The sequence below is a fragment of the Paenibacillus sp. FSL R7-0128 genome (assembly GCF_038002245.1).
Lineage (GTDB): Bacteria > Bacillota > Bacilli > Paenibacillales > Paenibacillaceae > Paenibacillus_AQ > Paenibacillus_AQ silagei.
Genome location: NZ_JBBOCD010000001.1, coordinates 5671568 through 5690890 on the forward strand (window position 1 = coordinate 5671568; position 19323 = coordinate 5690890).

The following is a 19323-nucleotide window of genomic DNA, read 5'->3' on the forward strand; positions in this document are numbered from 1 at the left end:
GTCTCCCGTTAACGTTATTATACAGCCTGAAAAGCAAAAAAACACCATACCCCGCAGTTCAAAGCTGCGTGATACGGTGCTTCCGTAACAGTCTAAGCTATAATCGCTATTAATGGCTCTTAATCATTATTGCCGCGTGTCCGGTTGCGCAGGAAGGTCGGAATATCCAGCTGATCAGAGCTTGTCTGATTCCCGAATGGACGAAGATTCTCACTCTTGCTCTTATTATTATCAGCAGATGGTTCGCTGTTTGCCGCAGGACGGCGTACAGGAGCTATGGGAGAAGGCTTGTGTTCAAAACCGGTCGCAATAACCGTAACCTTGATCTCGTCCTTCATGCTCTCTTCGATAATGGCACCGAAGATCATATTCACTTCAGGGTCCGAAGCAGAGGTAACAATCTCGGCGGCTTCATTCACTTCGTACAGGGAGAGGTTAGAGCCGCCTGTAATGTTCATAATGACGCCGCGCGCACCTTCGATGGAGGTTTCAAGCAGCGGGCTCATAATCGCCTTGCGGGCTGCCTCAGACGCCCGGTTCTCGCCGGTGGCAATCCCGATGCCCATGAGCGCTGAACCGCGCTCCGTCATAATCGTCTTCACATCGGCAAAGTCAAGGTTGATCAAGCCGGGAACCTGAATAAGGTCGGAGATGCCTTGTACCGCCTGACGGAGTACATTGTCCGCTTCACGGAAGGCTTCGAGCATTGGAGTCTTCTTATCCACAATTTCCAGGAGGCGGTCATTCGGAATCACAATCAGCGTATCAACCTTTTCCTTGAGCGCTTCGATTCCAAGCTCTGCCTGGTTGGCACGTTTTCTGCCTTCAAAAGTGAACGGGCGGGTCACGACGCCTACCGTCAGTGCTCCGCATTCTCTGGCGATTTCGGCAATGACAGGCGCAGCGCCTGTTCCGGTACCGCCGCCCATGCCTGCAGTAACGAAGACCATATCCGCGCCCTTCAGCGTATTAGAGATCAGATCGCGGGATTCCTCTGCCGCCTTCTTGCCGACCTCAGGATTCGCTCCTGCGCCAAGTCCGCGGGTCAATTTATCCCCGATTTGTAATTTATGCTCCGATTTGGCCATATGCAGCGCTTGGGCGTCTGTATTAACCGTGATGAACTCAACACCCTGAACGCCATTTTCAATCATCCGGTTCACAGCGTTGCTTCCGCCGCCGCCGACGCCGATGACTTTTATTTGCGCCAAACTCTCCATTTCAAAATCAAATTCCAACATATTGTTTCCATCTCCCCCTCGAGTAGTGCTTGGATGGCCAGTCCAAGTATATCTGGATTACACTTATATGAACTCGCTAAACATATTCTTTAGTCGTTCCACCAGACCCGGCTTCTTGGAAGAATCCTGAACCGGCGCTGCGCTCTGCTTGCTGCGGTTAACGGTCTTCTTGTTGGCACTTCCGCCGCTGCTCCGTCCGCGGTAGTTACGTACCACATTATGAAGGATGCCTACGCCGCCGGTGAAGCCGGGGTCGCGCACTCCAATATAATCCGGAACAGCGATCCGTACGGAGGCTGCCAGCTCGTTCTGGGCTACCTTAAGCACCCCAGGCATCGATACTGTGCCACCCGTAAGTATATAACCTCCCGGGAGCTCCGTATAACCAAGCCGCTTCACTTCCTGGCGGATCAGGTGGAAGATTTCCTGGACTCTCGGCTCGATAATCGCAGCCAGATCTTCCTGGTTGAATTCCTTCTCTACATTGCTGCCGATACGCAGGACCTTGAAGACGACCTCCGAAGCGGCATCGTCGATCCAGGCACAGCCGTATTTCAGCTTGACCTTCTCGGCCTGGTCGGTAAGTGTCCGAAGTCCGTACGCAATATCATTGGTTATGAATTCTCCTCCGATCGGAATCGTGGAGGTTGCACTAAGGGAACCTTCTTCATATACGGCTATCGTGGCTTGTCCGGCACCTATATCCACCAGTACAGCCCCCATCGATTTCTCATCTTTGGAGAGCGCTAATCCGCCAGCCCCGAGAGACATAAGGACAAGATCTTTAACCTTCAGACCTGATTTCTCCACGCAGCGGAGCAGATTATGTATGGGGGTCTTGGCACCGGTAATGATCGTGGCCTCCACTTCCAGGCGGACGCCGATCATTCCGCGCGGGTCCTGAATGCCTTCTAGGCCGTCGACGATATACTGCTTGGCGACAACATCAATGACCTCGCGTTCCGGCGGGAGTGCAATAACCTCCGCTGCCTTGATTACACGGTCGATGTCATCTTCGCCGATCTCACGGTCCTCATTCTGAACGGCAACTACGCCGTGGCTGGATTGCAGGCCGATATGATTGCCGGATATGCCGACATACACCTCGGATATTTGAATACCGACCATTTGCTCCGCATGCTCTACGGCACTCCTGATCGATTGCACAGTCTGATCGATGTCTACAATCGCACCCTTGCGTATCCCTTCCGAATCAGCAGATCCAACGCCAATAATATTGAAGGTTCCACTAGTAACTTCCCCGATTATTGCCCGAACTTTGGATGTACCGATGTCCAAACTAACAATGATGTCATTGTTGCTCAAGCCCTATGGCACCTCCTGTTATAATCATAATAAACATGTCTTTGATCCCGGTCGCGGGAAACATCTCTGTACATATTCAACATCCCTAATCCTTTCCCTCTTTTTTCAACAAATTTTTTGAGAGGAATAATATGACAAGGTATTCACGTGCAGGCAGACGCCTCCGCTTAGCGGGATCAGCACCTGACATTCAAACAAGTGGAAACGGCATTGTCGTCCGTTTACATTCTTATATTTTAAGAAAAACAAGAGAACAGCGGCTATATCCTGGATTGCATCTCAAAAAATCCGCAGAAAAAAGAGGGATATTGCTTATTACCCGTAAAACAGATTGTAGCATTTATTCCGCTCTATTAGTAGGGACTATTTACTCTTGTGCATCTGCGTCTTCTCCGGTGTCCCCAGCTTCAGAATGGAAGGGAACATAGGAATCAGCCTCCAGCATTTTGATCAGTCCCGGCTCCTCCGTCTGAATCACCTGATTCAAATAGCCTACTTTATCCTTCAGCAGTGAAACGGCCGTTATGACCTCAAAGCGTGAACGTGTGTAGAGCTTAATCCGGTCAGGAAAAGATAACGTCGGGGAAGGTACAATTTCCGATATATCACTGGTCAGCTCATTCGGAATGCCGGCCAGCGCCTGGCACAGCTTGGTCTTATAAGGATCGTCAGCCTTCCAGTTGGTCAATATCGGCTTCTCTACAGCAATTCCGGTATCCGTCACAGAGACGGCGGCCCCGCTTGACAGAATAGCCTCCAGTACGCCTGCCTGGTCCAGTTCATAAGCAACCGCCGGGTACTCCTTCACAGTGATCGTAACCACACCGGGGAACTTCTTGCTGACCTGCGCCTCCTGAACCGTATTCAGCTTCTCCAGTGCCTCCCCCACGGAATCTCCGGAGACTGCGAAGAACTGTCCTCCGATCTTCAGGCCGCTTGCAGCCAGCAGCTGCTCACGGGACGTATATTTATCCCCCTGCATTTCAATGGCTGTAATCTTGCTGATCGACGAACGGAAGAAGATTACAGCCAGCAGCGCAGTAAACAGCAGTGCCAGGATGATGATGATTTTACGGTTTTTTCTCTTGCTAGGCTTGTCCTCTTTCAAAAGAGGTATTCGCGTTTTTGGCATTCTCATATCTCCGTAATAAGGCCCTGTCTCCTTCCTCACGGCTACGCCGAAGGAGACAGGGAGCTTTAATTGGCCAAATCCAGCGGGTCAGGCACCGGCACCTTGCGGCTAATGCGCGCCCCCAGCTTTTGAAACAATAATTCGATGCCGTCATATCCCCGGTCAATATGATGCGCCTGCTCTACAATAGTCGTTCCCTGAGCAGCCAGCCCGGCGATTACAAGGGCTGCTCCTGCCCGCAGGTCAGTAGCCTCAACCGTTGCCCCATACAACCTCTTAACGCCGCGTATGAATGCCCTGTTCAGATCAATGGAGATATCGGCTCCCATCCGGGCCATCTCCTCCACATGCTTGAAGCGCCCTTCGAAGACCGTTTCCTTAATCACACTGAATCCTTCCGCCAGGGACAATAGAACCATAACCTGAGACTGCAGGTCCGTAGGAAAGGACGGATACGGAGAGGTAACAATTCGCTCAACCGCACGGGGACGTCCCATACAGCTGATATTAATTATATCATTGCACACTGTAATTTGAACACCGGCGCGCCTCAGGATGTGGATCAGGGAGGTCAAATGTCCTGCATTGGTGTGTGTCAGCGTCACATTGCCCCGCGTGGCGGCGGCGGCGATCATCACGGTTCCGGCAACAATCCGGTCGGGGATCACCTCATAGCTGCAGGCATGGAGCTTGCGGACACCCTGAATGGTGATCGTATCCGTCCCTGCGCCGATAATCTGTGCCCCCATCGCATTGAGGAAGTTCTGCAGGTCCTGGATTTCCGGCTCTCTCGCTGCCCCGGAGACGGTGGTCGTGCCCTCGGCCATGGCGGCGGCCATCATGATATTCTCCGTGGCGCCCACGCTGGGATAATCCAGATGGATATCACAGCCTCTCAAGCTAGCAGCCCGGCAGCAGATCCGGCCGCCCGTCTCCTCAATCTCTGCCCCGAGCAGCTTCAGGCCCTGCAGGTGGAGGTCGATCTTGCGCTCCCCGATGGCACAGCCCCCCGGCTGATAGATCGTCACTTCCCCGAACTTGGCCAAAAGCGGGCCCATCAGGAATATGGAGGATCTCATCTGCCGCATCAGGTCCTCCGGAACATGAGAGGTCAGGAGAAAGGACGTATCGACGGTGACCGTCTCCTCTTCATGTACTGTCCTGCAGCCCAGCCGCTGCAGAATATGCAGCATCGTTTCGATGTCCAGCAGCTTCGGCACATTATGCAGTGAGTGAACTCCTTCGGCCAGCAGGCTGGCTGCCAGAATCGGCAGTGCCGCATTTTTTGCTCCATGGATACGTATGGTGCCTGACAGGGGGTTTCCGCCCTCAATCACCAATTTGTCCAATGTATCACCTCCGAGATTACCGCTCACCCACCGTAAGCACTTCCTGCACCACGGTCCTGCAGAATCGGCCGGAACGAACTCCGTTTCCGAATCTCAGACATCAAGAAGCGCTCTGGGTGATTGTCACGATTATAGGATCATCCTATGTTCGGAGCTCCGTGTGTGTGACAATGTCAGCCCGGATTCTAGCGTCCCCGTCCTGCAGCCAGCCTGCGGAGCTCGCTGACAACCAGGGAGGCGGAATCTCTTTTACCGAGGCGTCTAGAGGCCTCCGACATGCTGTGACGCAGCGTATCCGCTCCGATGATCTTCTGAACCGCTGTGAACAGTGCCTCGCCGCTTAAGTCCTTCTCCAGCAGTACCACTGCTGCACCTTCACCTTCCAGCGCTCTGGCGTTGGCTTCCTGATGATTGTTCGTTACATTGGGAGACGGAATGAGGACAGAGGGTATGCCAAGCGCGGTAATCTCTGCGAGAAAAGAGGCGCCTGCCCGGTTCACGATCAGGGAAGTGCAGGCCAGCACCTCAGGCATATTGTGAATGTAAGGGAGGACATGCAGCCAGTTCGGAATACCGCCCAGCTGCTCGCGTACTGCTTTGCGGGTATCCTCGAAGTAAGACTCTCCGGTGACATACACATAGTGAACACCATTACCCTTACCCACAAAGGGTGCCATTTCAATCATGGCACGGTTAATCGCCTTGGCTCCCCCGCTTCCTCCCACAACCAGTACCACCGTGCTTCCTTCGGGGATACCGAGTGAAGCGAAGCCGCGTTGCGGATTAGCCATCATGACCGTAGTGGCCCGGGGATTGCCTGTATAGATTACATTCTTGGCCCCGGGAAAAGCCGGCTCTGTGCCTTCAAAGCTCACCGCGACCGTGCTGGCATACCGGCTGAGAAAGCGGTTGGTCAGTCCCGGAATCGCGTTCTGTTCATGGATCAGCGTCGGGATGCCGAGCCGGGAGGCTGCATACACCACAGGTCCGCAGACATACCCCCCGGTGCCGACAACCACATCAGGCTTGAACTCGCGCAACATAGCTTTGGAGGCTTTGACCCCCTTCAGGAACCGCATGACCGTCTTCACATTATCCATCGACAGCTTGCGGCGGAAGCCTGTAATATCAATAGACTGGAAAGGCAGATTCTCCTGGGGAACCAGCTTGCTCTCCAGACCTCGCTTGCCTCCTATATACAGGAAGACAGAATCCGCATCTTCGGATTCCAGTTGTCTGGCTACGGCTACGGCAGGATAGATATGTCCTCCTGTGCCGCCGCCGCTAAGTACAATACGCATGTCTTTCACCTCGCATAACGGGATAAATTAAGCAGAATGCCAAGAGCTGTGAGCATCAGGGTGAGCGATGAGCCGCCATAGCTGATGAGCGGAAGCGTGATGCCGGTTACCGGAATCAGGCCGATTACCACACCGATGTTGATGACCACCTGAACCGCCACCATACAGACGATGCCTACGGCAAGATAGCTGCCGAAGCGGTCCGGCAGGCTCATGGCTACCTTCATTCCGCGCCAGATCAGCAGCAGGAACAGCAGCAGCACGGCCAGCCCTCCGATGAATCCCAGCTCCTCGGCCAATATGGAGAAAATAAAATCAGTCTGCGGCTCCGGGACATAGCTGTATTTTTGCCGGCTCATCCCGAAGCCCAGTCCGCCCAGCCCGCCGGGACCCACCGCGTAGAGCGACTGAATGATCTGATAACCCGCGCCCAGCGGATCGGACCACGGGTCCAGGAAGGCGGTGATCCGCTGCAGCCGGTAAGGCGCAGCGGCAATGAGTCCGGCGAACCCGGCCAGCCCCAGCGCACCGAGGGAGAGCAGATGCTTCATCCGCGCCCCCGCTGTGAAGACCATCATCATAGCCGCGCCGAACATGACAGTGCCTGTGCCGAGATCCGGCTGAAGCATAATCAATGCGAACGCGGAGCCGATCAGCGCCAGCGGCGGAAGCAGCCCGCGCATGAAGCTGGAGATGTCGTACTCCTCGGTTCCAAGCCACTTGGCCAGGAAGAGGATCATCCCCATTTTCATGAATTCCGAGGGCTGAATGCCGAAGGAGCTGATGCCGAGCCAGCTGCGCGCACCTCCGCGAACCACGCCGATGCCGGGAATCAGCACCAGCACCAGCAGGGCGAAGCACACGAGCAGGAGCGGCCGGGCGAATCTCTTCAGCACCAGGTAATCGGTGTTCGCCGTAATGAACATCGCGATGAGGCCCAGGCCTGCGAACAGCATCTGTCTTTTGACAAAATAAAACGAATCGCCATAATTGCGGAAGCCCAGAACGGACCCGGCACTGTATACCATTACCATACCGATAGCCAGTAAAGCCAGTATCGGAAGCAGCAGCCAGATATCGGGCGCATGACGGGATTTGTTCATCAGGAGCACACCTCTTGCATCCGTAGTAGGGGCTTATCCACCCCCCTACTTAAAGGTTATGCACCGCCTCTTTAAAAATACGCCCGCGCTCCTCATAGGAGGTAAACATATCCCAGCTGGCACAGGCAGGGGACAGGAGAACTATATCCCCAGCTTCCGCCAAGGCGAAAGCCTCCCGCACAGCCTGCTCCAGCACGGCAGCGGCACTCTCCCCATTATCGACGGAGATGACCGTCTTTACTCCTGCCAGCCGGGCTACAGCCGCCAGCTTGTCCCGGGTCTGTCCAAGCGTCACCAGGGCTTTTACATTCTCTCCGAGGACAGGCAGCAGCTCCATATAATCCGAGCCGCGGTCCAGGCCCCCGGCAATCAGAATGACCGGCTTCCGGAAGGAGGTCAGCGCCATGGAGGTAGCTTTGGAATTGGTAGCCTTGGAATTGTTATAATAGGCGGCCCCTGCCTTGTCTGTTACATACTCCAGCCTATGCTCCACCCCGCGGAAGGAGGCCAGCACCGGACCCAGCACCGCCGGGTCCGCTCCTGCGGCAATGGCAATGCCGCAGGCAGCCAGCGCATTCCCCACATTGAAACGGCCGGGAAGTCCGATAGAATCGACATCGGCTATTTCGGTCTCGCTCTCAGTGTAATCACGGTAGATAATGACACGCTTCAGCTCGTCTGCCGTATCCGCCATGTAGGACGGGCGGACGAAGATGCCCTGCACCAGCTCCTCGTTCATGGAGAAGGGCAGAATGCCCGCCTTCAGATAGGGTACCAGCTCGCGGCAGACCGGATCATCCCAGTTCAGCACAGCGGTATCCTCCGGTCCCTGATTGACGAACAGCTTGGACTTGGAGGCTACATAATCCTCCATGCCTCCATGGTAGTCCAGGTGGGTCTCAGCGACATTCAGCAAGGCAGCAATCTTGGGCCGGAACGCTTCCGTGCCCTTCAGCTGGAAGCTGCTTAGCTCGACCACCATCCAGTTGTCCGCGTCAGCCTCCTGTGCAGCCTGAGAGAGCGGCGTTCCTATGTTCCCGGCCACAATGGGGCGCATCCCTGCTGCCTCCAGCATATGGCCCACCCAGGTCGTTGTAGTGGTCTTGCCGTTGGAGCCGGTGATGCCGATCATCGGGGCAGCGCAGAGATGATAAGCTACCTCTACCTCGGTCACCACCTCAATTCCCAGCTCCAGCGCCTGCTGCACCGGAGCGACCGAATAAGGAATCCCCGGATTCTTCACAACCAGCTGCACACCCTCATGGATCAGGCTCTCCGGATGCCCGCCGCATAGAACAGAAATTCCCAAAGATTCCAGTTCGGAAGCTTCGGGACTCTGATCTCTTTCCTTTTTATCATTGACCGTCACCACAGCGCCGTGTTCATGCAGCACCTTGGCCACCTGGACGCCGCTTTTGGCGAGCCCCAGGACGACCACCTCTTGACCACGGTACAGATCCGGATGTTTCATTCGTTACAACCCCTTGATGAGATATAGTCCAGCTGCCGCCAGCACGAGGCCCACCGCCCAGAAGGAGACGACTACACGCCACTCCGACCAGCCGCCCAGCTCAAAGTGATGATGGATCGGGCTCATTCTGAATACCCGTTTGCCGCGCGTCTTAAACGAAGCAACCTGAATAATTACGGACAGCATTTCAACCACGAAGACTCCGCCAATCACCACAAAGAGCAGCTCGGTCTTGGTGACAATAGCAATCGCGCCAATCGCCCCGCCGATCCCGAAGGAGCCGAAATCGCCCATGAACACCTTGGCAGGATGGGCATTGAATACGAGAAAGCCAAGCACTGCGCCAATCATCGCAGCGGCACAGACACCAGCGGCAATCGAGGTTGCCTGCATCGCTACCACCGCGAAGGCAGCGAGCGCAATTGCGCTTACGCCTGATAACAGACCATCCACACCGTCCGTGAAGTTAACGGCATTCGTGACCGCCATCATCATGAGCACAATGAACGGATAATAGAACCAGGGGCCCCAGTCGAAGCTGAAGGAGGTTCCCGGAACGCTGATATTCGTACTATGTCCGGCCGAGATCAGCAGGACGCTGAGCACGACGCCGACCAGCAGCTGGCCCAGCAGCTTCTGGCGCGCCGTAAGGCCGAGGGAGCGCTTGAACACAATTTTGATATAATCATCCAGGAATCCAATGAGTCCATAACCCAGTGTAGCGGCCAGCAGTACATAGAAATCCGAATTAATGACCGAGAATTTCAGAAAAGACAGCGTGAACGCGACCATGATAATTACGCCGCCCATGGTAGGGGTTCCCGCCTTTTTCAGATGGGTCTGGGGCCCGTCGTCACGAACCTGCTGTCCCAGCTTAAGCCGGCGCAGCAGCGGTATGATCAGCGGAGCGGCTATGACCGCAAGGATAAAGGACACAGCAATAGTCAGCAGAAGTAATTGATAATCCATGGGTACACCCCTCCTTTAGTTAGCATTCGCTTCAGAATGTTCTTTCAAGCGGTGAAGCACTTCTTCCAGCCGCATCCCTCTGGATGCTTTGAACAACACAACATCATCATTGCCGCACATCGCAGTCAAGGCATCGATCAAGGCTTCTTTATCTGTAAAAGCATAGATATGCCCGGCCTCGAACCGCTCCGAGGCCGCCGCCGCAAGCTGCGCCGACAGCGGCCCGAAGGTGAATACATCATCCGTCAGCTCCGGGTCGAGATAGCTGCCGATCTGCCGGTGGAACTGAAGCTCCTCCGGCCCGAGTTCCAGCATGTCCCCCAGCACCGCGATTCTGCGGCCGCTGCATTTCATGGACTGCAGCACATCAATCGCCGCTCTCATGGACGTAGGGCTGGCATTATAGGCATCATTCAAGAGCACCAGCCCGCTTGCCGCCTGAATAACCTCAATCCGCATACCGGTCAGCTTGAGGCCGCTTAGTCCTTCTGCCATATTCTCATCGGTCACCTTATAATGACGCGCCACTGCAAGCGCAGCGAGCGCATTAATTACATTATGCTGCCCCGGCAGCGGAAGGGTGAAGGCCCGCTCCCCATGCTGCAGCGAGGTGAAGGTCATTCCCCCGCTGTGCGTCATCAGGCCGGTCGGATAATCATCATTGTCATCCGACTGCCCGAAGCGGAAGGTTAGCAGCCCTTCAGGCGTGCGGAAGCCTGGCTCTGCCAGAACCTCGGCAAGCAGCGGCTCATCCCCGTTATAGATCAGCAGCCCGCCCGGCTGAAGTCCGTCCACAATCTCCAGCTTAGCTCTGGCAATCTCCTTGCGGGAGCCAAGCTGAAGCAGATGGGATTCGCCGACATTGGTAATTACCGCTACGTCAGGAGAAGCGAGCAGAGACAGCAGGGCGATCTCTCCCCGTGAGCTCATGCCCATCTCCAGCACAGCGATCTCAACATCGCTGTCCATGGAGAGAATCGTAAGCGGCAGGCCGATATGATTGTTGAAGTTCCCTTGGGTCTTGTGTACCTTGTACTGCACTTCCAGCAATGCCGTAATCATATCCTTGGTCGTCGTCTTGCCGTTGCTTCCCGTTACGGCAACCACCTGGGGGGCCACCTCGGCCAAATAGGCGGAGGACAGCTTCTGCAGTGCCGCTAAAGTGTCCTCTACCAGAATAACCCCGCCGCCTGCGGGTGCAGGCCCCTTATCCCTCTGCCAGAGGGTAGCGGCAGATCCTGCCGCCAGCGAAGCGGCCGCATAGTGATGGCCGTCGAAGTTCTCTCCAACGAGCGGGACGAACAGGCAGTCCTGCGATATTTTGCGCGAGTCGGTTACGACTCCCTTAATCTCTATATCCTTAGCTTCGGACGAGGACAGCTCTCCTCCGCACATTTCCGCGACGTTATGCAATGTTCTAATAATCAATAGCTTCGGCCCCTTATCACTTCTTTGGCAACGATGCGGTCATCGAAGTCATGAACGACTCCCTTGATCAGCTGATAGGTCTCATGACCTTTCCCCGCAATCAATACTACATCGCCGGGGCTTGCCATTTCAATAGCTTTTGTGATGGCTTCCCTCCGGTCCGGAATCATCTCATAGCGCTCACGCGCCACGCCATCCTCACGCAGGCCCGCCTCAATATCAGCCAGAATCTGCAGCGGGTCCTCCGTCCGCGGGTTGTCGGAGGTGACTAGCACATGGTCGCTGTATTTCGCAGCTATTTTGCCCATGAGTGGCCGTTTGGTCGTATCGCGGTCCCCGCCGCAGCCGAAGACAGTAAGCACCTTGCCCGCAGCGAATTCACATACCGCCTTCAGCACATTCTCCAGACCGTCCGGCGTATGCGCATAATCAACGATCACCGCGAAATCCTGCCCGGCATCCACCGATTCGACACGGCCGTCCACGCCGGCAACCGACTCCAGACTGGCCTTGATGTCCGCAAGCGGCACATCCTCCAGCAGCGCAGCCGTAATAGCCGCAAGCGCATTATAGACGTTGAACTTGCCGACCATGCGAAGCGAAATATCCGTCTCACCCTTAAACGTCTCCACGTGGAAAAAAGTTCCTTTGGCGGTGATCGATATTTGCGAGGCCCGGACATTGGCAGCCTTGTCGATACCATATGTAATGACCTCCGCTGCGGTCTGGGTGGCAAAATAGGCGCTGGCTTCATCGTCAGCATTCAGCACGGCATACTTGCGTTCTTCCTTCCACGGGGAGATCACGTTGCCGAGCCGCGAGAAGAACAAGCCCTTCACTGCACGGTACTCCTCCATCGTATGGTGGTAATCCAGGTGATCCTGGGTCAGATTCGTAAAGATCGCGGTGCGGTAGTCGGTCCCTTTCACCCGGCCCTGCTGGAGTGCATGGGAGGATACTTCCATTACACAGCACTGCACGCCCTTAAGCGCCATATGATTCAGGCTGCGCTGAAGCTCCAGCGACTCCTGTGTCGTACCGGACATCGGATAGCTCTGACCGTCATACCGCATCTGGATTGTACCGATCAGGCCGGTCTTCACCCCATGATCCTGCATGATCCGTTCAATCAGATACGTAGTCGTGGTCTTGCCGTTGGTACCGGTGATGCCGATCAGCTTCATCCGGCTGCTCGGTGAACCGAAGAAGGCATTGGACAGCACAGACATGGCATACCGGCAGTCATCCACCACGATCTGCGGCAGGTCAATGTCCAGCTTCCGTTCGCAGACCAGGGCAGCCGCGCCCTTGGTAGCAGCCTGAGGTGCGTAATCATGTCCGTCCACTGTATGTCCGGGCAGACAGATGAACAGATCGCCCGGACCCACCTTGCGTGAATCGGCCTGCAAATCCGAAATTTCTATGTCTCCGTCCCCATATAGATGGGCAGCGGCCAGACAAGAAGAGAGTTCTTTAATTAACATACCTATCCCTCACTCTGCATTTGTACTTGTAAGTTTTTCAGTATGGGATTACCGTGACTCCAGAGAAGTTTTGGGCTTCCGGCCGCTGTTGTCCCCAGATTTCTCTTAATCAAACCGCTGCTTGCGGTAGAAATCCGGTGACAAAGGCGGACGCTACCGCTCCTACAGCTCCAAAATTCCCTTCCGCCACTTTTCCCTGTCTGTATATTTTCAAGTTCAATTTTTTTAAATCATTATATAACAAATTTCAGGGTTCACTTGGCGTACCCATGTAAATCCGGATCGTAGAGCCCTGCTGCACTCTTGCCCCCGCCTTCGGAGCCTGATTGATCACGGTGTTGCCGGTGCCGGAACGGACCAGCATGAAATTCATATTCAAATCCTCATAGATATCCTGAACGGTGGCTCCCGTAAGATCAGGAACCGTCACTATCGGGGTCTCGCCGTATTTATAGGTTCTTGGCAGCTGATCCTTACGCTCTGGAACCTTCAGATACAGAAGAGAATCCTCAAGAATATTCTGGACAATCGGAGCGGCTACTACACCCCCGAACTGAATTCCCTTCGGGTTATCGACTGCCGTATAGACCACGATCTGCGGATCATCCGCCGGGGCGAAGCCGATAAAGGAAACGATATGCTCCGTTGGAGAATACCGGCCGTTGATTACTTTCTGTGCTGTCCCTGTTTTGCCGCCCACACGGTAGCCGTCAATAAATGCCGGTCGGCCTGTGCCTTTGGCAACCACGCTCTCAAGGGCAGCCCGCACTTTCTTCGAGGTCTCCTCCGAGATCACCTGCCGCACTTCCTCCGGCTCAGTCTCGGAGACAACATTCCCGGTGTCCGGGTTAATCCAGGCCTTGGCCACATGCGGAGTATACAGCTTGCCGCCATTGATGGCTGCCGATACCGCAGCAATCTGCTGGATTGGCGTGACGGATACCCCCTGGCCGAATGCAGTAGTCGCCAGCTCCACCGGGCCCACCTGGGCCGGCTTGAACAGAATTCCGTTCGCTTCACCGTTCAAATCAATGCCCGTCTTGCTCCCGAAGCCGAAATCCCGGATGTACTTGAACAGCGTATCCTTACCCAGACGCTGTCCCAAGGCTACAAATCCCGGGTTGCAGGAGTTCTCGACCACTTCAAGGAAGGTCTGGCTTCCGTGTCCGCCCTTCTTCCAGCAGCGCAGCTTAGCTCCGCCAACCTCAATGTAGCCCGGATCAAAAAAATGCTCATGCTGCAGATCCACCTTCCCCTCCTGCAAGGCCGCAGCCAGCGTGATGATCTTGAAGGTGGAACCCGGCTCATACGTCATCCAGATCGGAAGATTCCGGTTATATACTTCGGCATCGTATTCCTGGTAAGCGCCCGGCTCATACCCCGGCCGGCTGGCCATCGCCAGAATCTCGCCATTGCGGGGGTCCATGGCAATAGACCAGGCCCCCTGCGCCTGATATTTCACCATGGCCTGATCCAGCTCGCGTTCCATTATAGATTGAATCTGCTTGTCGATAGTCAGCTGCAGGCTAAGTCCATCCTGCGGCTCGGTGTACTTCTCGGAGGACCCGGGCATCAGCCGGCCTCCCGCATCGGAGAGATAGGAGATATTGCCCGCGCTCCCCTGAAGCAGCTTATCATAGATGCTCTCAATTCCGGTAATCCCCTGATTGTCAATTCCGGTGAAGCCCAGAATATGTGCGGCCAGATCCCCGAAGGGATAATACCGTTTGTTATCCTCAGCGACAACGATGCCCGGCAGCTGCAAATTACGGATGCTCGCGGCAAGCTCCATCGTAATTTTGCGGCCGCCGGGCTGCAGTTTCACTGAGGCCTTCTTTTGGGTCAGCAGCTGAACCAGCTTCTCCTCGGTCATGCCGAGCAGCGGAGCCAGCTGCTTCGCGGTCTGTTCCTTCTCCTTCACCTGTACAGGAATGGCATAAATCGTAGGTGAGCTGATGTTGTAAGCCAGCGCCACCCCCTCCCTGTCCAGGATCTCGCCGCGCTTGGCGGTGAAGGGGATGTTCCGCCGCCATAAATCCTCGGCCCTCTCGCTCAGCTTCTCACCCTGGGTTAATTGTACATAGGCAAGACGCACAGCCAGCGCGCCGAACAACACGGCCAGTCCCAGCAGCGTCCACAGCATTCTCCGCCGGCTAACGACTTTCGATACCTTCATTGTGTTCTCCCCGCTTTCACTCATAGACATGATCTCTTACCTTCATGACTATTCGGGACAAACAGGGGTTAGAACAAGCCTATATGGGTGTTATTCTGCAGCTTCTTCTTTCTCTGCATCGCCCGCTAAAGCAACAGGAATATTCTCGCCATATTCATTGAGAGGGCTAAGCTTCAGCGCTACCTGCGTTTTTCCCTTATTCTTGGCCTGGCTCTGTTCTGTGACATAGCCTTCTCCCTCAACGGAGATTCCCACCTTCAGCAGGTTCAGAATCTCCAGGGCATCGCGCAGAGACTGGCCGCGCAGATCAGGAAGCGTCACATTCTCTCCCTGCTCGCTTAACAGATAGATCCGCTGCCCGGCGGTCAGGGCGGTGCCTTTCTCAGGGTACTGACTGACCACATTTGCCCCTTGGCCTACAGCTTCGAAATCAAAGCCCTGATTAATGAGCAGCTGTCTCGCTGCCTTCACCGTCTTGCCGGTCAGATCCGGCGCTTTGCGCTGGACAACAGCTTCGGCCTTCACCGTCTTCTTGTCAGCAGGACCTGTGACATCTCCCGCTTTGGGCACGCCCATATAAGGAAGCGCCTGGGAGACGATATCCTTGAAGACCGGACCCGCCGCAGCACCGCCGCCGGCCGCATCGGCAGGCTCGTCAATGGTTACGAAGACCACGATCTTCGGGTCATTGGCCGGTGCGTAACCGAGGAAGGAGGAGCGAACCTTGTCGCGGTTATACCCGCCCTTACCATCCGGCTTAATCGCCGTACCTGTCTTGCCCGCCACCCGGTATCCCTCAATGTAGGCATGCCGGCCGGTTCCGTGCTGCTGATCTGCCACTACCTGCTCCAGATAGCTGCCCGTCTCCCTTGCACTTGCTTCGGAGAGCACCTGCCGCACAACCTCCGGCTGAGTAACCGTGGTCTTGCCGGTGTTCGGATCGGTAACCTCCTTCACTACATGGGGCACCAGCAGCTTGCCGCCGTTCGCAATCGCCGCCATGGCGGTCAACTGCTGAATCGGGGTCACCAGCAGCTTGCCGTGACCGTAGGCAAGTGTAGCATTCTCTACCGCCCGGTTCGGGTCCGGGTTGACAAGCCCGGTGATTTCGCCCGGAAGATCAATTCCTGTCTTCTCACTAAAACCAAAATCATTGATATACTTCAGCAACCCATCCTTGCCCAGCATCTCATACCCAAACTTGACGAAGGCGACGTTACTGGACCGCTTGACCCCTTCCAAAAAGGTAATTGTTCCATATCCGGCTCTGTTCATATCAAAGATAGGCTTGCTGTATCCCTTAATCCGGATGGAGCCGGATTGAAACTTAGCATTCGGATCGAACAGCTTCTCCTGCACAGCACCCGCCAGCGGTACAATCTTGAACGTTGAACCCGGCTCGAATCTCGTCATGATCGCATGGTTGAAGAAGCCCGCCGGGTCCTGATTAAGGTCATAATATTCATTGGGGTTAAAGGTTGGTGTATTCGCCAGCCCCAGGATCTCCATCGTCTTGGGATCGGCGGCAATGACACTGATCGACTTCGGCCGGTACTCGGCATTCGCCTTCTTTATCGCCTCTTCAATATAGTACTGAATCGTGCTGTCGATCGTCAGCTTGAAGTTACTGCCGTTCACCACCGGCTGGAACGTGTCCTTGGAATCGGGGAGCTTAACCCCCTTGCCATCGCTCTGGTAATTGAGCTTGCCATCGACCCCGGCGAGCTGTGTATCCAGATACTTTTCCAGTCCCATCATCGCTTTGCCGTCCCTGTCGGTATAGCCCAGAATATGTGCAGCCAGCGAATCCTTAGGATAATAGCGCTTCTGCTCTCTGACGAGCCCTACCCCGGTTTCCAGCGTATCATGTTCTTCCTTTAGCTTGTCTACAAAAGCCCTCACTTTGTCGGCCATGTCCTTGTCGATCTTCCAGCCTTCATTACGGATCTCACGGTTGGTTAAATACTCGCCTTCATTATTCTTGGCTTCCACCAGCTTCTTCAGCTCATCCACCGGTTTGTTCAGCAGCTCATGCAGACCCTGGATCACCTCTTCGCCGATCTTCTTCTCGGCAATGACCTTAGGATTGACGACTACAGTCTCGGCGGGCACATCGCTCGCCAGCACATTGCCGTTACGGTCTTCGATCACCCCGCGGACGGCCTTGATGGTTGAAGTATGAGCCCACTGCTTAGCTGCGGTCTCCTGCCACTCCTTGCCTTGCAGAACCTGAATCCAGAATACTCTGGCGACTAAAACAAGAAAAAAGAGGGTAATACACCCTCCTATAAACAGCGTGCGAAGTTTGATTCTCTTAACCATAAGGTACCTCACAACCTCTATTATTGCGATTGCCGTTCATCGCTATTTTTTACCGGCTTTGTCAGTAGCCTGGCTGCTAAGCGGAACATAGATAGTAGATTCCTCAGAAGGGACCACAAAGCCCATTTCCTTCGCCCGCGGGACGATTGTCTGCTCCAGCGTCTGCTTCTCCATCTGATAGGTGGCAATTTGTTTTTTATTCTTAGCGATTTCGCTGTCCAGCTTCTGGGCCTGCATATTCAAATCGTAAATATGGACGTAACGCCAGATCAGGGAGGCTGCTACCAGAATAAAGGCTCCCAGCGTCAGCATGTACAAAAGCTTCTCTTGCAGCGGCAGCACTCTGCGCCTGGTGACAACTTTCGTTTTCTCACGGTACAGCGGGTTTGCCTCTTCTTTTCTCTTTGGTTGAACTGCTAAATTTCCGCGGGTATAAGCCATCTCTGATTCTCCTTTATCGTCATCTACAATTTCTCTGCGACACGCAGCTTGGCTGAACGGGCACGCGAGTTAAGCTCCAGCTCTTCTTCCCCCGGCACAATTGGCTTGCGGTTAATTAGCTTCAGGGTGCCTTCGGCACCGCATACACAGTACGGCAGGTCAGGCGGACAAGTGCAACGGCTTAGATAGCTGCTGAAAATCTGCTTGCAGATCCGGTCCTCCAGCGAGTGAAAGGTAATAACGGATACCCTGCCCTCAGGCGCCAGGCAACGTACAGCAGCATGCAGGCCTTCCTCAAAAGCACCCAGCTCATCATTGACGGCAATCCGCAGCCCCTGAAAGCTCCGCTTCGCCGGATGTCCTCCGGTCCTTCTTGCCGCCGCAGGAATGCCTTCCTTAATCAGCTCGGCCAGCTCTCCGGTGGTCTCCACCGGGCGTTCTTCCCTGCGCTCTACAATCTTCCGGGCAATCCGCCGTGAGAATTTCTCTTCTCCATATTGGAAAAGCACCCTGGCAATGTCCTGCTCATTCCATGTGTTAATGATATCTGCTGCACTCAGCTGTGCCGACTGATCCATTCGCATATCCAGCGGGGCGTCATGGTTGTAGCTGAAGCCTCGTTCCCCTTCATCAAACTGCGGAGAAGATACCCCCAGATCAAAGAGAATCCCGTCTACTTGGGGAACTCCGTCCTTTTGCGGAACAAACGGCAGTCCCTTCAGCACCTGCTCCAGATCGCGGAAGTTGGTCTTGACGGTCACCACCTTGTCGCCGTATCCGGACAATCTCTCCTTCGCGTTGTTCAGTGCCCAGTCATCCTGATCCAGACAGATCAGCCGTCCCCCGCCGCTAAGCTTGGATGCGATAAGGGCGCTGTGCCCGGCTCCCCCGAGCGTACAATCTACATATAGGCCATCCTTCTTGATGTGCAGCCCTTCTGTCGCTTCTTCTTTTAGTACCGTGATGTGGTGAAACAAGCTGCATCCCTCCAAGGCAGTAATTCGAAATGTTATGTTTTATAGATCAAAATTGAAATCCACCAATTTCTCGGCGATTTCGTTGAACGATTCCTCTGACTGTTCGAAGTACTGCTCCCATAGCTCCTTGTTCCAGATCTCCACCCGGTTCGAAACGCCCAGAATAACACAGTCCTTGTCCAGCTTGGCATATTGCCGCAAGTTTCCCGGCAGATTCACCCTGCCTTGCTTGTCCCATACACACTCAGTCGCTCCCGAGAAAAAAAAGCGGCTGAAGGCACGGGCATCCGATTTCATCAGTGAAAGGCTTTTAAGCTTTTGCTCCATGATTCCCCATTCTTCCATGGGATAAACAAACAGGCAGGAGTCCAGGCCGCGGGTCGCCACGAAGGAGGTTCCGAGCATGTCACGGAATTTGGCCGGGATAATGATCCGTCCTTTATCGTCAATGGTATGCTGGTATTCCCCCATAAACATGATCTATTCCCACCTCTACATCCCGAGTCCCCACTTTGCCCCACTTTTCACCACCTAAGCATAATAGATTCGCCATTAAAAATCAAAAACCTTTTTCCGGAGCAAGGTAATTTTTTCTTGTTTGTC

15 protein-coding genes are annotated in these 19323 nt (G+C 54.7%); all 15 read right to left on the minus strand.

The annotated features are described in order from the left end of the window. Positions 1-119: 119 nt before the first annotated feature. The 15 genes from ftsZ to mraZ all read right to left on the minus strand — a co-directional run bounded on the left by ftsZ (position 120) and on the right by mraZ (position 19197). The gene (gene ftsZ, locus NST26_RS23910) at positions 120-1241 is read right to left on the minus strand and encodes a cell division protein FtsZ (RefSeq protein ID WP_209871940.1); all 1122 of its coding nucleotides are present in this window, start codon (positions 1239-1241) and stop codon (positions 120-122) included. A gap of 63 nt (positions 1242-1304) precedes the next feature. Beyond that, the gene (ftsA, locus tag NST26_RS23915) at positions 1305-2567 is read right to left on the minus strand and encodes a cell division protein FtsA (protein WP_036690197.1); all 1263 of its coding nucleotides are present in this window, start codon (positions 2565-2567) and stop codon (positions 1305-1307) included. Between the two features lie 367 nt (positions 2568-2934). Further along, positions 2935-3699, minus strand: a complete 765-nt coding sequence (locus tag NST26_RS23920; RefSeq protein WP_209871943.1) for a cell division protein FtsQ/DivIB — start codon at positions 3697-3699, stop codon at positions 2935-2937. 65 nt (positions 3700-3764) lie between these two features. Continuing rightward, positions 3765-5048 carry a UDP-N-acetylglucosamine 1-carboxyvinyltransferase gene (murA, locus tag NST26_RS23925; RefSeq protein ID WP_036724272.1) on the minus strand — a complete coding sequence of 428 codons (1284 nt, stop codon included), beginning with the start codon at positions 5046-5048 and terminating at the stop codon, positions 3765-3767. A 185-nt stretch (positions 5049-5233) separates the two neighbouring features. Beyond that, positions 5234-6349 carry an undecaprenyldiphospho-muramoylpentapeptide beta-N-acetylglucosaminyltransferase gene (gene murG, locus NST26_RS23930; protein WP_340979915.1) on the minus strand — a complete coding sequence of 372 codons (1116 nt, stop codon included), beginning with the start codon at positions 6347-6349 and terminating at the stop codon, positions 5234-5236. A 5-nt stretch (positions 6350-6354) separates the two neighbouring features. After that, positions 6355-7452: a stage V sporulation protein E gene (spoVE, locus tag NST26_RS23935; RefSeq protein ID WP_036724276.1), complete on the minus strand. Its 1098-nt coding sequence runs from the start codon at positions 7450-7452 to the stop codon at positions 6355-6357. A 49-nt stretch (positions 7453-7501) separates the two neighbouring features. Then, on the minus strand, positions 7502-8923 hold the full coding sequence (murD, locus tag NST26_RS23940) for a UDP-N-acetylmuramoyl-L-alanine--D-glutamate ligase (protein ID WP_340979917.1): 1422 nt from the start codon (positions 8921-8923) through the stop codon (positions 7502-7504). 3 nt (positions 8924-8926) lie between these two features. Beyond that, positions 8927-9892 carry a phospho-N-acetylmuramoyl-pentapeptide-transferase gene (gene mraY / locus NST26_RS23945; protein WP_036724278.1) on the minus strand — a complete coding sequence of 322 codons (966 nt, stop codon included), beginning with the start codon at positions 9890-9892 and terminating at the stop codon, positions 8927-8929. Between the two features lie 15 nt (positions 9893-9907). Further along, positions 9908-11317, minus strand: coding sequence for a UDP-N-acetylmuramoyl-tripeptide--D-alanyl-D-alanine ligase (locus NST26_RS23950; protein WP_340980863.1), 1410 nt, complete (start codon positions 11315-11317; stop codon positions 9908-9910). Beyond that, positions 11317-12804, minus strand: coding sequence for a UDP-N-acetylmuramoyl-L-alanyl-D-glutamate--2,6-diaminopimelate ligase (locus tag NST26_RS23955; RefSeq protein ID WP_036724281.1), 1488 nt, complete (start codon positions 12802-12804; stop codon positions 11317-11319). The genes NST26_RS23950 and NST26_RS23955 overlap by 1 nt, the downstream gene beginning before the upstream one ends. A gap of 247 nt (positions 12805-13051) precedes the next feature. Then, positions 13052-14980: a stage V sporulation protein D gene (locus NST26_RS23960; protein WP_036724385.1), complete on the minus strand. Its 1929-nt coding sequence runs from the start codon at positions 14978-14980 to the stop codon at positions 13052-13054. A gap of 90 nt (positions 14981-15070) precedes the next feature. After that, positions 15071-17302 carry a penicillin-binding transpeptidase domain-containing protein gene (locus NST26_RS23965; protein ID WP_036724282.1) on the minus strand — a complete coding sequence of 744 codons (2232 nt, stop codon included), beginning with the start codon at positions 17300-17302 and terminating at the stop codon, positions 15071-15073. Positions 17303-17344: 42 nt separating this feature from the next. Then, positions 17345-17743, minus strand: coding sequence for a hypothetical protein (locus tag NST26_RS23970; protein ID WP_036724284.1), 399 nt, complete (start codon positions 17741-17743; stop codon positions 17345-17347). 23 nt (positions 17744-17766) lie between these two features. After that, the gene (gene rsmH, locus NST26_RS23975) at positions 17767-18720 is read right to left on the minus strand and encodes a 16S rRNA (cytosine(1402)-N(4))-methyltransferase RsmH (RefSeq protein ID WP_036724285.1); all 954 of its coding nucleotides are present in this window, start codon (positions 18718-18720) and stop codon (positions 17767-17769) included. A gap of 39 nt (positions 18721-18759) precedes the next feature. Then, a complete protein-coding gene (gene mraZ, locus NST26_RS23980; protein ID WP_036724286.1) occupies positions 18760-19197 on the minus strand; it encodes a division/cell wall cluster transcriptional repressor MraZ in 438 nt (145 codons plus the stop codon). Between the last annotated feature and the right edge of the window lie 126 nt (positions 19198-19323).